We start from the raw sequence: 13,552 nt of genomic DNA, 5'->3' as shown, positions 1-13,552 counted from the left end.
GAAAGGGGGCAAACCATGATTTTTCAAGAGGCTAACCTTTGATTGTTTAGGCCCCGTTACGCTGCATCGGCCACGCGGTTCCGCCCTTTGCGCTTAGCCTCGTATAGCGCCGCATCCGCCCGCGCGAACAAGGTCAATGCTCCCTCGCCCGGTACAAGCGTCGCGTACCCCGCACTGATCGTGATTTCAGGGATGGGTGCGGAATGCGTGCCCGCCTCGATCGCCCAGCGCAAACGTTCCGCAGCATCAAAGGCAGCTTTCGCGTCGCAATCGGGCAAAAGCCACAGAAACTCCTCGCCGCCGACCCTGCCCACATGGTCGGCCCCGCGCGCCTGGCGCACGACGATTTCGGAAAGATGGCTGAGGACGCGATCTCCCACGGTGTGTCCATGGCGATCGTTGATCTGCTTGAAATGATCGATGTCGAAGATGACGATCGAATAATCGCTTTGCGACCGCTGGGCTTCTATGATGGAGCGATCCAGCGATGCCATGATCGCGCGCCTGCTGGCTAATCCGGTCAGGGCGTCCGTATTCGCTTCCTTTTGCGCTTCGGCCGCGAGTTCGAGAGCACGCTTCTTTTCCTCCTCGACTTGCCGGACGACGGCGTAGTCCTCCGTGACGTCTCTCACGACCATGAATACCCGTTCGCGTTCACCGTCAGGACCGAAATCATTGCGCGCACGCGCTCTCAACACCCGTTCTTCTCCCGTGCGCAGGACGACGTCGAACTCCACGACATAAGGCATGGGATCGATGGCGTGAGCACCCAGCGTTGTGCGCAGCTGGGACAGGCCGTCCGGCATGAGACGGGCAAGCAATTGGTGCGTCGGAGCCGTATCCCTGGGCAAGCCCGCGATATGGCACATTTCTTCCGACCAGATATGGCGTTCTTCGGGCAGCTCGACGCACCACCGGCCGATGCCAGCCAGGCCTTCCGCCACTTCAAGGTGGGCCACATTCCGCGCCAGTTGGCGGTTGCGCGATGCAAGCCGCCTGGACCGGCGTGAATTGCGGAACAGCAGCAAGCCGAGCCCCAACCCTGCCAACGCAAGCGCAATCACCGAAGAGACAAGCGCCGCCGCGACGGCAGCGCAAAACGCGACCGCCGCCGCGATTGCCAGGGGTAAATCAGTCCTGCCGATATGAGCGCCTGTATCCAAGCAATGCCTCCTGCCGCTGCGGCAGAAATGGCATGTGGATACGAAGTCCCGGTCAGGAAGGGACTAAGGGAAGCTACCTAGATAGCGGCGCTAGGCCGCGTCGGCTCTCACCTGCTCGTGCTCGGCATTGAGCGTCTCTGCGATCAGGAAAGCCAGTTCCAGCGACTGCGCGGCGTTGAGGCGCGGGTCGCAATGCGTGTGGTACCGATCCTTCAACGCTTCGTCGGTGATAGCGACAGCGCCGCCGACGCACTCTGTCACATCCTGGCCGGTCATCTCGACGTGGATGCCACCCGGATGGGTGCCCTCGGCACGGTGCACTGCGAAGAAGCCCTTCACTTCGGTCAGGATACGATCAAAGGGCCGCGTCTTGTAGCCACTGTCCGATTTCACGACATTGCCGTGCATCGGGTCGCAGCTCCAGACCACCGGATGCCCTTCGGCCTTCACTGCGCGAACGAGGCGCGGAAGGCCGTCCTCGACCTTGTCGTGACCGAAACGGCTAATCAGCGTGATGCGGCCGGGCTCGCGCGCAGGATTAAGCGTGTCGAGCAGCTTCAGCAGAGCATCCGTTTCGAGACTTGGTCCGCACTTCATGCCCAACGGATTGCCGATACCGCGCGCGAATTCGATGTGCGCGCTGCCTTCGAACCGGGTGCGGTCCCCGATCCAGACCATATGGGCGCTGGTGTCGTACCAGTCGCCCGTCAGGCTATCCTGGCGCGTCAGCGCCTGCTCGTAAGGCAGGAGCAGCGCTTCGTGGCTGGTGTAGAAGCTCGTTCCCTGCAATTGCGGAACCGTTGCCGGATCGACACCGCACGCTTCCATGAAGTCGAGCGCTTCACCAATGCGGTCAGCAAGATTGCCGAACTTGTCGGCCCACGGGCTGCGGCCCATGAAATCGAGCGTCCACTGGTGGACCTGGCGCAGGTTCGCATAGCCGCCGCCTGCGAAGGCACGCAGTAGGTTCAGCGTTGACGACGCCTGGTAGTAGGCGCGCACCATGCGCTGCGGATCGTTGGTCCGGCTTTCGGGATTGAAGTCGATCCCGTTGATATTGTCTCCGAAGTAGCTCGGCAGAGTCATGTCACCCTGCGTTTCGGTATCCGAGCTGCGCGGCTTGGCGAACTGACCCGCCATGCGCCCGACCTTCACGACGGGCTTCTTGCTGGCGAAGGTCATGACGACGGCCATCTGCAGCAGCACGCGGAAGGTATCGCGGATGTTGTTGGGATGGAATTCTGCAAAGCTTTCGGCGCAATCGCCGCCCTGGAGCAGAAAGGCCTTGCCCTCTGCCACCTCGGCAAGATCGGCCTTCAGCGCGCGCGCTTCACCAGCAAAGACGAGAGGCGGATGGCTCGACAGCGCGGTAGTCGCTTCCTCCAGCGCAGCGGCGTCTTCATAGCGCGGCAGGTGCCGTGCTTCGAAGTCCTGCCAGCTATCGGGTGCCCATTCGCGTGCCATTACAATTCCATTCTTCCATCAAATACGGTCGTCCACGCAACCGCATCCGCCCTTTTCGCGCAAGCAGCATAAACTTGGCCAGCGCAAAAGCGCGATTGCCGTGATCGGGTCTTAGCGACCCGTCGCAGCGGCTCCTGATGCGGTAGTTGCGGTAGCCAGTTCCTGCCCTTCGGGTATCACTGCCATTCGCCAGCCCGGCGTCCCGGCAAAGTATTCCTGGGCCAGAGCCAGCATAGCTTCGGGCGTGGTGCTGGAGTAGTCGTTCAGCAAACCGCGCAAGGCCATCATGCGACGCGGGTCGATAGTCGAATTCTCCAGCTCGAGCAGGAAGAAGTAGTTACCGCTCGAAATCCGCTCGTAATAATTGCGGAGCGGCTCGGTCGCGCGGGCAAGCTCGTCCTCGCTCGGTGGCGTGACGGTCAGTTCGTTCGCAATGCGATCCGCCTCGCGGAAGAAGGTCGGGACGTCGGTCGGGCGCAGCTGCGCCAGCGCCGTTACTGTGCCGCCGGTTTCCACGTCTGTCGGCCAATCAAGGCGAACCACGGGCGCATAGCTAGCCCCTGCACGTTCGCGCATTGCATCGCGAAGTCGGTTGTTGAACACCTCCGTCAGGATTGCGAGCTGGCGCGACTTGCGTATTTCCTCAGGGCCTGCACCCACCGGCCAAGCGATTACGGCTGCGGCCTGGTCGGCCTCTCCCGAATGATTGCGCACGAGCGTTTCGCCGGGAGTTGCGAAGCCGAATTGGCCCGAAGCGACATCGGCAGGCAGCGGCGCGCGCGCCGGCAGGGCGCCGAACGTGCGCCGCAGGGTCTCGATGGCGGCTTCCTTGTCATAGTCTCCGAAGATCAGGACTTCGATGGGCCCCTGCTGCAGGGCAGGCGTCCAGGTATCCCTGAATTCCGCCAGAGAAACCGCGTCGAGCATTTCAGGTGTCGGCGTAAGGAAGCGACGGTCCTGCCCATACAGGTAATATTCGAGATCACGATTGATGATACCGGCAGGGCTTGCTCCATAGCTCTGGTAAGCGAGCCGGGCAGCGGCTTTCGCGCGTTCCAGCGGGGCAGCGTCCCAGCGTGGCATGCCCAGCTTGGCAGCGAACAGGTAAAGCTGGTCGGCAAGGTCCTGTCTGCGGGTCTGCGCATTAAAAGAGAACGCGCCTTCGCCGATCGCGAAGTCGAAGCCCATCTTGCGACCCGTTGCCAGGCGGTCGAGCTCTTCCTGGCCAAGTTCGCCGAGGCCCGACTGGATCAGGGCGCCCTCACCCAGCTGGATGATTGCGGCCTCGTCTTCGTCGAACGCGCGCAAGCCGCCGCCGAAGCGAACTTTTACCGCGACACGGCCGGGTTCGTGATTGTTGGCCAGCAACAGCGCCTTGACGCCATTGGCAAACTCGACCCGCTCTACATCGCCGATGGAATGAGGAGCCCTCGCGACAACCGTTCCGGGCTCTCCGACAGGAGGGAGATCCTCGAAAGAGATACTCTGCGCAGCAAGACGGGCGTCTCCGCTGGCATCAACCTTTGCCGACAATGCAGCCGCGAGGCTTTCCTCTGTGGCCTCATCGGCAGCAGGGGTGATGTACGTCGCACGAACGACACTGCCGCTGAAAAGCTTGCGAGTTTCCTCCAGCACGTTTTCCGGCGTTGCCTTTTCGCGCATCGAGTTGAAAACCATCAGGAAGGTTTCGGGCGCGGCAATGGCTTCCCGGATATCGACCGCATTGACGAGGTCGTCGGCATAACCGGATCCGGCAAGGACAGAGCGCTGCTCAACCAGGTTTGCATAGCCGACTTCCATTTCCTGGAGCTCGCGCTCCATTTCTTCGCGCGTCGGCGGATTGGCGAGTGCGTCGGCAATAACCGAGCGAACATCGGCAAGCGCCTGCTCCCAATCTTCCGTCAGCGGAGCGAACTGGACCAGTGTCGCGTGTGTCGAGCGGCTGATCTTGGCCTCGTTCGCTTGGGCATAGAGGAAGCTTCCGCCGGACCGCGCACGCGCTTCCAGGCGGCGATTGATCAGCTGGAGGGCAAGCTGTTCGCGCAGGCGGCCTTCATTGTAGACGATTGTGTCCAGGACCTGTCGCCAGGGCTTGAAATAGCCATAAGTGAAAGCACGCGGCAGCGAAGGTTCCACGATTACCGCTACGTCGCCTACGGGATTGGCACCGCTCGCGCCTGCCGGGGGTAGCGGATCACCGAAATCCGGAGCCGGGGCAGGATCGCCCGCGACCGCCCAATCGGAGAAATACTTCTCGATGAGGCTGGCAAACAGAACCGGATCCAGATCGCCAACGACGGAAATCACCGTATTCTCGGGGCGATACCAACGGTCGTAGAAGGCCTGCACCGAAGCGCCGGTTGCACCGCGAAGGCTCTCGTCAGTGCCGATAGTAATGCGCTCGGCCAGCCGCTGACCAGCGAAGAGCGTCTGCAAGGACGCTTCGGAAACGCGCTCGTTCACGCCGCCACGTTCGCGCTTCTCTGCCAAAACGATCGGCACTTCGGTAGCGACATTGGAATCCGACAGGACAGGCGCGCGAACCATGCCGGACAGCAGCTTCATGCTCTCTTCCAGCTTCGCAGGGTCTACATTCGGGAGGTCCAGTTTGTAGACCGTATGCGTGGGGCTGGTTTCGGCATTGGTATCGCTGCCGAAAGTCGCGCCAAGTCGCTGCCAGGTCGGAATAGCCTCGGAGATGCCGAGATATTTGCTCTCGCGGAACAGCAGGTGTTCCAGCAAGTGAGCATAGCCGAGCTCGTTATCTTCTTCGTAAAGCGAACCCGCATCGATCCTGACCCGGATCGACACCTGGCCCGGCGGCACGCCGTTCTCGCGCACGCCATAGCGCAGTCCGTTCTCAAGCTCCCCGAACAGCCATTCCTCGTCGCGCGGGACGTCGCTGCCTTCGTAAATCCAGGGAACTTCCCCTTCCGCCTGGAGCGAGGACGGTACGGGCATGTCCTGCGCCGCCAGCGGCTGAACCGCGAGCAAGGAGAGTGGAAGGCAAAGCGCGATACGCCGGAAGGCGCGCGGAAAATCAGTCATGACCCATGTATAGGTACGCCGCTGGTGAAGGACCAGTGAACACGAACAAATGATAGCTTCGCTTGCCGCTGTGGGTCGGCATCACTACATGGCCCGCATGTTCATCGAAACCGAAACCACGCCGAATCCTTCCAGCCTAAAGTTCCTGCCGGGCCGCCCGGTCATGGGGCAGGGAACCCGCGAATTTGCTTCACCCGAGGCAGCTGAAGCCAGCCCTCTGGCACAGGCGATTTTCGATACGGGAGAAGTGGTGAACGTGTTCTTCGGCGGCGAATTCGTCACCGTCACGGCCGCGCCGGGCGCGAGCTGGACCGACCTCAAACCGCAGGTCCTCTCGATCCTTCTCGATCACTTCGTGTCCGAGGCCCCACTCTTCGCCGCAGGGACGGCAGGCGGCATTTCTGTGCCGGCCGAGGACGAAGACCTGCTTGTCGAGGAAAACGAAGCCGACGCCGATATCGTTGCCCAGATCAACGAATTGCTGGAAACCCGGGTGCGACCGGCAGTTGCGGGCGATGGCGGCGACATCCAGTATCGCGGGTTCCGGGACGGAGTAGTCTATCTTCAGCTTCAGGGCGCTTGCGCCGGTTGCCCTTCATCCACCGCTACGCTGAAGCATGGGATCGAAGGTCTGCTGAAACATTATGTCCCGGAGGTCGTTGAGGTTCGCGCAGCCTGAACTCCAATTTCGACACGCGAGTATCCGATGACCAAGCAGTTTCACGACACCACCCTTTCCGCCGACGCCCTTGACCAGGTATTCCGCGAGGCACGCAGCTATAATGGCTGGCTCGACAAGGAAGTGTCGGACGACCAGATCCACGCGATCTACGAATTGCTGAAGATGGCGCCGACATCGGCGAACATGCAGCCTTCGCGCATAATCTGGGTGAAATCGGAAAAGGCAAAGAAGAAGCTCGCCGATTGTGCTTCTGAAGGAAACACCGACAAGATCCTGACCGCTCCGGTCACTGCGATCATCGGATACGATATCGACTTCCACGAAGAACTTCCTTGGCTTTTCCCGCATACCGACGCGAAGAGTTGGTTCGAAGGTGACGAAGAAGGTCGCAAGGAGGGGGCGTTCCGCAATTCCTCCCTGCAGGGTGCTTACCTCATGATTGCAGCACGCGCGATCGGCCTCGATTGCGGCCCGATGTCGGGCTTCGATGCCGACGCGGTCGACAAGGCCTTCTTCGGGGACAATCCGAGACACAAGACCAACTTCATCTGCGCGATCGGTTACGGCGATGCGACCACGATTTTCGACCGCAGCCCGCGACCGGACTTCGACAAGTTCAATACGATCGCCTGACTTGAAGCGGGCGCGTGGCTGGGGCACTGCGCTTCAATGCGATTGCTTGCGATAGAGACAGCCACGGAAGCCTGCTCGGTCGCGCTCTTCGACGAAGGGCGCCCGATAGGGGGATTTCACGAAACCATCGGTCGTGGGCATGCCGAAAAGCTGGTCCCGATGATCGCACGTCTCAAGAACCGCGGGCGAGCCGACATGGTTTGCGTTTCGCTCGGTCCCGGCAGCTTTACCGGAGTGCGGATCGGCCTCGCCACGGCGCGCGCCTTGGCGATCGCGTGGAATGTGCCGGTTCGCGGCTATCCAACGCTTGCCCTCGTAGCCGCAATAGCGCGCAACCAGGGTGCGAGCGACGTCACCGTGTGCATGAACGGCGGCCATGGCGAATGGTTCGTCCAGGATTTCGGGTCCGACGGATTGCCCTTGTGCGAGCTTTCTTCCCTGACTCCGGAACACGCGGCACAGCGGGCGGCCCGCGCAACCATTGCCGGTTCGCGCGCAGGAGATCTGGCCACGATGATCGGTCATCCGGACGACAGGGTAGTGACCGCCCTCCCCGATGCTTCTTGCTTCGGTGCGCTTCCTGAAGCCTTGCTCACCGACCAGCTCTCACCCTTGTATGGACGCGGGCCAGACGCCAAACTACCGACGCGATGAACGATCTGGACAAGGCCATGGCGGTCATGGATGCCGCGTTCGATCCCTATTGGCGAGAGGCGTGGACCCGTCGACAGGTAGAAGATTCCCTGGCCCTTTCCTCCGGTTTCATGATCCTGATGGATGACGCTGGGCAGTATCCCTCTGAGGTTAGGCCCGCCGCGGGATTCGTATTGGCCCGCAAAGTCCTCGACGAAGTAGAATTACTGCTCATCGGGGTGCGACCTGAATACAGGGGGCGTGGCCTTGGCGGCAAATTGATTGCCGAGTTCTTACAGAAATCGGCGCGAATGGGAGCCGCCAACGTCTTTCTGGAAGTGAGAGCAAACAACCCGGCCGAGAAGGTCTACCGATCCGCCGGGTTTGAGCCGATAGGCAGGCGCAAAGACTATTACCGCACCACGGATGGCACGAAAATCGATGCTGTCACCTTCGGCAGAGCGCTCTAATCGGCTGCTTTTCAGCGGAATCTTGTATACACGCGACAAAAGTGGCGGTTTTGTACAATTTTGAGTAGACACCCCTTTGTCTTGGTTATAGCCCCAAGAAAAGGGAGTTTTTGCACTATGGATCAATTCGAAACCGATATGTCCGAAACGCTTATTACGTTGACGTCGGACATTGTTGCTGCCCACGTCAGCAATAACAGCGTTGCCGTAGACGACGTGCCCACGCTGATTTCGAATGTCTATGCTGCGCTTTCCGGCCTCGATGGCGGCACTGCCACTGAAGAAGTTCGCCCGGATCCGGCCGTCTCCATTCGCTCTTCGATCAAGAAAGACCACATCGTCTGCCTCGACTGCGGCAAAAAGATGAAGATGCTCAAGCGGCACCTTTCGACTGAGCACGGCATGACGCCGGACGAGTATCGCCAGCGTTGGGACCTTTCTTCCGACTATCCGATGGTTGCGCCCGATTACGCTGATACCCGTCGCGACTTGGCCAAGAAAATCGGTCTGGGCCGCAAGCCCGGTCAGAAGCGCGGTCGTCGTAAAGCGGCGTAATCCGCACTGCCTTCTTGAGAACAACGCCCCGGCCCGATAAGGGTGCGGGGCGTTTTCAGTCGGGGAGCCCCATTGCACCAGAAGATCGATCTAGAGCAGCTTTGTGCTGACAAGGGACTGCGCATTACCGAGCAGCGTCGCGTTATCGCGAAAGTGCTGTCGGAAAGCGACGATCATCCCGACGTGGAAATGCTGCACGAACGCGCCAACAAGATCGATCCGGGCATCTCCATTGCCACGGTCTATCGTACCGTTCGCCTGTTCGAAGAAGCCGGCATTCTCGACCGGCACGATTTCGGTGACGGCCGCGCTCGCTACGAAGCGGCGCCCGAAGCGCACCACGATCACCTGATCGACGTCGAAAGCGGGAAAGTCGTCGAGTTCGTCGATCCGGAACTCGAAGCCTTGCAGAAGCAGATCGCCGAAAAACTGGGCTATCGTCTCGTCGACCATCGCATGGAGCTTTATGGCGTCCGCCTCGACCGCGAAAGCTGAGCGCCGCCTGGAGCGTTACTCCAAGAAGCGGCTGGCGGCAGCGCGCGGCGAGAAGGTTCCCCTGACACCGATCGGATGGGTCCGCTTCATCCTCCGTCTAATCGGCATCGTCCTGCTTCTGCTGTTCTTCGTGCCGTTACACTATGCCTTCCGCATTTTTGCTTACGGTTCGCCCTTCCCGATGCTTTTCCTGCGCTACACGGCGCGGGTAGTCGGAGCCCGGGTCGAAGTGGTCGGCACCCCCCTTCGCCGCGATGTCTTCTTTATCGCAAACCACGTATCGTGGATCGACATCCTCGCCATGGCAGGAGCCAGCGGCACGGCTTTCGTTGCGAAGTACGAGTTGAGCCAGGTTCCCGTCATCGGCTGGCTGTGCAGCCTCAACCGGACGGTATTCGTCAAACGCGAACATCGCATGGGTGTTGCTGAACAGATCAATGCGCTGAAGGAAGCCTTGGCAGACAACTGGTCCGTCACCGTTTTCCCGGAAGGGACCGTTACCGACGGGCATTCGCTATTGCCCTTCAAGTCGAGCATGATTTCCGTTCTCGAACCGCCTCCACCGGGCGTAATGGTCCAGCCGGTTGTCGTTGATTACGGAACGAATTCGGAGGAAATCGGCTGGATCGGGGAAGAGAGCGGCTTGCACAACGCCATGCGCATCATGGCACGGCGCGGGACATTCAAGTTACGCCTCCACTATCTCGAACCTTTCAGTCCGGAAGATTACCACGGTCGCAAGGCTATTGCGGCCAAGGCACGTGAGGAGATCGAGGAGCGTCTTGTCGCGAACCTCGGAGGGCCGCTGCGCGACTACCAGCACGTGGTCGACGCAGTGCGCTACAAGCCGCCGCAGGCCGAAGCGGAAAGCTAGAGCTCGGCCTTGACCAACCAGTCGTGGAACAGCCGCACGGGCCGTTCTTCCAAAGCTGTGGGCTTGCAGACGAACCAGTAGCTATAGGGGCTTTCGACCTCGACCCCGTAGAGATCGGTCAGGCGATCATCCGCTGCGCGGCGCAAGTGATCGTCATGCATGATCGCAATGCCAAGGCCCTGTGCAGCGGCCTCGAGCATTAGCTGGCCGGAATCGAAATGGTCGATCGCCGCCGGCTCGATATCCCTGAGGCCCAGTTCGTCTTTCCAGGCGACGAAGCTTTCGGGCAAACCGTTGTGGATCAGGAAGGTCTGGCGGCTGAGCAATTCCGGATCCGGCTTGTCACCCAGCTTCGCAGCCAGTTCCTTGCTCGCGATCGCGTGCACCATGTTGAAGTCGAGCCGCACGGCGTGGAGGCCGCTGGCAGGCCCGCGCGACAGGATAATTGCCGCATCCAGCGTGTCACCCACCCGGTCTTCGAGATGGGGGCCGGTGTCGATATCGATATGGAGCAGCGGATGGCGCGCGCGCAGTTCCGCCAGGCGCGGGAAGAGCCTCTGGCTTCCGAACAGGGGCAACACGCCCAGGTGCAACCGCAGGACCGAAAGATTGTCGGACTGACTCTCCACCGCCCTCGCCAGGGCTTCCAGCTGGGGATTGACCGCTTCGTAGAAAGCATGGCCGTCGTCGGTCAGCTGCATCGCCTGCCGCGCCCGCGTGAACAGCTTCTTGCCCACGAAATCCTCGAGATTCCCGATACGCCGTGACAGCGCCGAAGGGCTTAGGCCCAATTCATCCGCTGCAGCGCGAGCAGAGCCCAGCCGCACAGTGCGAACGAATGCCTCGAGGGCACGCAAGGGAGGAAGTCTGCGGACAGCCATACTGGGTGCGGCCTATTGTGCCGCAGCGACGCTGTCGAGGACCAATGTGCAACTTAATGCAACAAAGCGATCAATCATCCTTGGCGGCATTTGAGGGCGGCTCATGCAGGCGCATGCGTTTGACGTGCGTTTCGTCACCATCAAGAATTTCAATCCGCCAGCCGCTTTCGTGTTCCAAAACCTTTCCGACCGGCGGGACCTGCTCTGCCAGCACGAATGCCAGGCCGCCGAGCGTATCGACCGCCTCTTCGACTTCGGCGAGGCGGGGATCCACTTTCTGCGCCACATCATCGAGTTCGGCACGGGCGTCGCAGTCCCACATCCCTTCACCGATCGACACGATCCATTCTTCCGGCAGTTCGTCGTGCTCGTCTTCGATTTCCCCGACGATCTCCTCGACGAGGTCTTCGATGGTGATGAGCCCGTCCGTGCCGGAAAATTCGTCGATGACGACTGCCAGGTGCATGCGCTGCGCACGCATATCCGCCAGCACGTCGAGCGCGTTGCGCGTCTGCGGGACATAGAGCGGTTGCCGCATCAGAACGGTCCAGTCGGCCGGCGGCTCCTTCTTCTCCGCCAGGAAGGGGAACACGTCCTTGATGTGAATCATGCCGATCACGTCGTCGAGCTGGCCGCGATAGACCGGCATGCGCGAATGGCCGTGCTCCGAGAAAGTCTCGACCAACTCGTCCCAGCTCGCGTCGGCGGACATGGCCACGATTTCGCCGCGCGGCACCGCGACGTCGTCGGCGTCGTGCTCGCTGAAATGCAGCAAGTTGCGCAGCATCTGGCGTTCTACGCCGGACAGGTCGCCCTTGGCATCGTCTTCGGCCGAAGAATCGCCATTCTCGCCTTCGTGTTCGTCGATAGCCTCTTCGAGCTGCGCGCGCAGGGAGCGCTCGCCGCTATCGGGGTCGAACAGTTTACGGATCGCGGGCCACAGCCCGCTGCTACTCTCCGCGTCTCCGGCGGGGGTGGAAGAATTGGCCATGGGCCGGGTGCGTACTCCTATTTGTCGCGGTCCCCATATGGGTCCGCTATACCCAATTTTGCAAGCGCTTCGATCTCGAGTTTTTCCATGGCAGCGGCTTGCTCGTCGGAATCGACGTGGTCGTGCCCTGCAAGATGCAGGAAACCGTGGATCAGCACGTGGGCTGTGTGGTCCCTCAGGCTGACGCCTTTCTCACCCGCCTCACGCTCGCACGTCCCGAATGCCAGTGCGATATCGCCAAGCATTTCGGGCGGCCCCTCCTCGCCCAGTTCGAGCAAGTCCTGACGCTCCAGCATCGGGAAAGACAGAACGTTGGTGGGCTTGTCCTTGCCTCGCCATTCCTTGTTGAGTGTGTGAACTTCATCGTCGGTAGTGAACAGGATGCTGGTTATCAGGCGGCCAGACGCAAGGGCTGGCTCGACCGAAGCCGCGGCATCGTGCACATTTTCCGACAAGGCTGCCCAATCGGTTTCACTTGGCCAGCCGTCAATTTCCAGATCCAGTTGCACCTAAGCCGCCGGCCCTTCGTAAGCCTCGACGATGCGCCCCACGATCGGATGGCGGACGACGTCCGCCGCCGTAAAGCGGATGGTGCCGAAACCATCGACGCCTTCCAGCTTGCCCACTGCATCGGCTAGACCGCTCATGCCGTCACCGCCGGGAATGTCGACCTGCCGCGGGTCGCCGCAAATGACCATGCGGCTGTTCTGGCCGAAGCGTGTGAGGAACATCTTCATCTGCTCGCGCGTGGTGTTCTGCGCTTCGTCGAGAATGACGAAGGCGTCCGCCAGCGTGCGGCCGCGCATGAAGGCGATGGGCGCGATCTCGATCTCTCCCGACGCCAACCGCCGCTCCACCTGTTCCGGCGGCATGCAGTCGTAAAGCGCGTCGTAGAGCGGGCGCAGATAGGGATCGACCTTGTCCTTCATGTCACCCGGCAGGAAGCCGAGCTTCTCGCCCGCCTCCACTGCAGGGCGCGACAGGATCAGGCGCTGCACGCTGCCATTGATGAGCTGCGCCACAGCCTGCGCAACAGCCAGATAGGTCTTGCCGGTACCCGCCGGGCCGAGCGCGAAGATGATATCGTCGCGCGTCAGCGAGCGCATGTAAGTCGCCTGCATTGCGCTGCGCGGGACGATGGTCTTGCGCCGCGTGCGGATCATGATCGGCGGGCCCTTGGGCTCTGCATCCATGATGCCGTCCAGCGTCGGTTCGTTCGACATGGAAATGAGGGATTCGATCGCTCCGGCGTCGAGTTCCTGTCCCTGCGAAAGGCGATCGTACATCTCGTTCAGGACGTCACGGGCGCGGGCCACGCTGTCTTCGGGACCTTCGATATGCAGATCATTGCCGCGTGCCGCGATGAAAACGCCGAGGCGGTTTTCGACCTGGACCAGATTGGCGTCGAATTGCCCGAACAGTGCGCCCAACAGGCTCTGGTTATCGAAGCTGATGTCGATCTGTGCGCGGCGAACTTCACGCTGCGGACTGGGCGGCGGTGTGAAAGCCTGATGGGCCTTCGGTGCGGGTTTACGAGCCATGCGCTCCTTTCGTTTCCGAGTCGGAATCTAGGCTTCCCTCCGCGAGGTGCAAGTGGCCCGGTCTCATGACCGTGGAAAGTAAGCGGCTTGTAATAAACGCCGACCGCGATCAGACTTCCGCC

At 61.1% G+C, this 13,552-nt stretch carries 14 protein-coding genes; 7 read left to right on the top strand and 7 right to left on the bottom strand.

The window, feature by feature from the left end; translation table 11 throughout:
- Positions 1-56: 56 nt before the first annotated feature.
- The 3 genes from BM173_RS12960 to BM173_RS12950 all read right to left on the bottom strand — a co-directional run bounded on the left by BM173_RS12960 (position 57) and on the right by BM173_RS12950 (position 5,675).
- Positions 57-1,163: a GGDEF domain-containing protein gene (locus tag BM173_RS12960; RefSeq protein WP_090482564.1), complete on the bottom strand. Its 1,107-nt coding sequence runs from the start codon at positions 1,161-1,163 to the stop codon at positions 57-59.
- Positions 1,164-1,253: 90 nt separating this feature from the next.
- Positions 1,254-2,627, bottom strand: coding sequence for a class II 3-deoxy-7-phosphoheptulonate synthase (locus tag BM173_RS12955; protein WP_090482562.1), 1,374 nt, complete (start codon positions 2,625-2,627; stop codon positions 1,254-1,256).
- Between the two features lie 111 nt (positions 2,628-2,738).
- Complete coding sequence (locus BM173_RS12950; protein ID WP_090482558.1) at positions 2,739-5,675, bottom strand: M16 family metallopeptidase; 2,937 nt, start codon at positions 5,673-5,675, stop codon at positions 2,739-2,741.
- Between the two features lie 97 nt (positions 5,676-5,772).
- Here BM173_RS12950 and BM173_RS12945 point away from each other — a divergent pair, with 97 nt between their 5' ends.
- The 7 genes from BM173_RS12945 (at position 5,773) to BM173_RS12915 (ending at position 10,017) form a co-directional block, all read left to right on the top strand.
- Positions 5,773-6,354 carry a NifU family protein gene (locus BM173_RS12945; protein WP_090482829.1) on the top strand — a complete coding sequence of 194 codons (582 nt, stop codon included), beginning with the start codon at positions 5,773-5,775 and terminating at the stop codon, positions 6,352-6,354.
- 27 nt (positions 6,355-6,381) lie between these two features.
- On the top strand, positions 6,382-6,990 hold the full coding sequence (locus BM173_RS12940) for a malonic semialdehyde reductase (protein ID WP_090482554.1): 609 nt from the start codon (positions 6,382-6,384) through the stop codon (positions 6,988-6,990).
- 36 nt (positions 6,991-7,026) lie between these two features.
- Positions 7,027-7,644, top strand: a complete 618-nt coding sequence (gene tsaB / locus BM173_RS12935) for a tRNA (adenosine(37)-N6)-threonylcarbamoyltransferase complex dimerization subunit type 1 TsaB (protein WP_090482551.1) — start codon at positions 7,027-7,029, stop codon at positions 7,642-7,644.
- Positions 7,641-8,093, top strand: coding sequence for a GNAT family N-acetyltransferase (locus BM173_RS12930; RefSeq protein WP_090482548.1), 453 nt, complete (start codon positions 7,641-7,643; stop codon positions 8,091-8,093). The genes tsaB and BM173_RS12930 overlap by 4 nt, the downstream gene beginning before the upstream one ends.
- Before the next feature lie 117 nt (positions 8,094-8,210).
- The gene (locus BM173_RS12925; protein WP_090482545.1) at positions 8,211-8,648 is read left to right on the top strand and encodes a Ros/MucR family transcriptional regulator; all 438 of its coding nucleotides are present in this window, start codon (positions 8,211-8,213) and stop codon (positions 8,646-8,648) included.
- Between the two features lie 72 nt (positions 8,649-8,720).
- Positions 8,721-9,143, top strand: coding sequence for a Fur family transcriptional regulator (locus BM173_RS12920; RefSeq protein WP_090482542.1), 423 nt, complete (start codon positions 8,721-8,723; stop codon positions 9,141-9,143).
- Complete coding sequence (locus tag BM173_RS12915) at positions 9,115-10,017, top strand: lysophospholipid acyltransferase family protein (RefSeq protein ID WP_090482539.1); 903 nt, start codon at positions 9,115-9,117, stop codon at positions 10,015-10,017. Before BM173_RS12920 ends, BM173_RS12915 begins: the two co-directional genes overlap by 29 nt.
- On the opposite strand, the gene BM173_RS12910 is transcribed toward BM173_RS12915, so the two are convergent.
- The 4 genes from BM173_RS12910 to BM173_RS12895 form a co-directional block, all read right to left on the bottom strand.
- The gene (locus BM173_RS12910; protein WP_090482536.1) at positions 10,014-10,898 is read right to left on the bottom strand and encodes a LysR substrate-binding domain-containing protein; all 885 of its coding nucleotides are present in this window, start codon (positions 10,896-10,898) and stop codon (positions 10,014-10,016) included. The genes BM173_RS12915 and BM173_RS12910 overlap by 4 nt on opposite strands.
- A 70-nt stretch (positions 10,899-10,968) precedes the next feature.
- Positions 10,969-11,889 carry a hemolysin family protein gene (locus BM173_RS12905; RefSeq protein ID WP_090482533.1) on the bottom strand — a complete coding sequence of 307 codons (921 nt, stop codon included), beginning with the start codon at positions 11,887-11,889 and terminating at the stop codon, positions 10,969-10,971.
- 17 nt (positions 11,890-11,906) lie between these two features.
- On the bottom strand, positions 11,907-12,398 hold the full coding sequence (gene ybeY / locus BM173_RS12900; protein ID WP_177201910.1) for an rRNA maturation RNase YbeY: 492 nt from the start codon (positions 12,396-12,398) through the stop codon (positions 11,907-11,909).
- Positions 12,399-13,430 carry a PhoH family protein gene (locus tag BM173_RS12895; protein WP_090482530.1) on the bottom strand — a complete coding sequence of 344 codons (1,032 nt, stop codon included), beginning with the start codon at positions 13,428-13,430 and terminating at the stop codon, positions 12,399-12,401.
- Positions 13,431-13,552 lie beyond the last annotated feature (122 nt).

The organism is Qipengyuania nanhaisediminis (genome assembly GCF_900115585.1).
GTDB classification, from domain to species: domain Bacteria; phylum Pseudomonadota; class Alphaproteobacteria; order Sphingomonadales; family Sphingomonadaceae; genus Qipengyuania; species Qipengyuania nanhaisediminis.
The sequence above is the reverse complement of the archived record's forward strand: the minus strand, read 5'-3'. Positions and strand labels throughout refer to the sequence as shown.

Coding starts and splice junctions, on each gene's coding strand:
- BM173_RS12950 (WP_090482558.1), bottom strand. CDS start 5,675: ATGACTGATTTTCCGCGCGCCTTCCGGCGTATCGCGCTTTGCCTTCCA.
- BM173_RS12945 (WP_090482829.1), top strand. CDS start 5,773: ATGTTCATCGAAACCGAAACCACGCCGAATCCTTCCAGCCTAAAGTTC.
- BM173_RS12940 (WP_090482554.1), top strand. CDS start 6,382: ATGACCAAGCAGTTTCACGACACCACCCTTTCCGCCGACGCCCTTGAC.
- BM173_RS12915 (WP_090482539.1), top strand. CDS start 9,115: ATGGCGTCCGCCTCGACCGCGAAAGCTGAGCGCCGCCTGGAGCGTTAC.
- BM173_RS12955 (WP_090482562.1), bottom strand. CDS start 2,627: ATGGCACGCGAATGGGCACCCGATAGCTGGCAGGACTTCGAAGCACGG.
- BM173_RS12930 (WP_090482548.1), top strand. CDS start 7,641: ATGAACGATCTGGACAAGGCCATGGCGGTCATGGATGCCGCGTTCGAT.
- tsaB (WP_090482551.1), top strand. CDS start 7,027: ATGCGATTGCTTGCGATAGAGACAGCCACGGAAGCCTGCTCGGTCGCG.
- BM173_RS12925 (WP_090482545.1), top strand. CDS start 8,211: ATGGATCAATTCGAAACCGATATGTCCGAAACGCTTATTACGTTGACG.
- BM173_RS12910 (WP_090482536.1), bottom strand. CDS start 10,898: ATGGCTGTCCGCAGACTTCCTCCCTTGCGTGCCCTCGAGGCATTCGTT.
- BM173_RS12895 (WP_090482530.1), bottom strand. CDS start 13,430: ATGGCTCGTAAACCCGCACCGAAGGCCCATCAGGCTTTCACACCGCCG.
- BM173_RS12905 (WP_090482533.1), bottom strand. CDS start 11,889: ATGGCCAATTCTTCCACCCCCGCCGGAGACGCGGAGAGTAGCAGCGGG.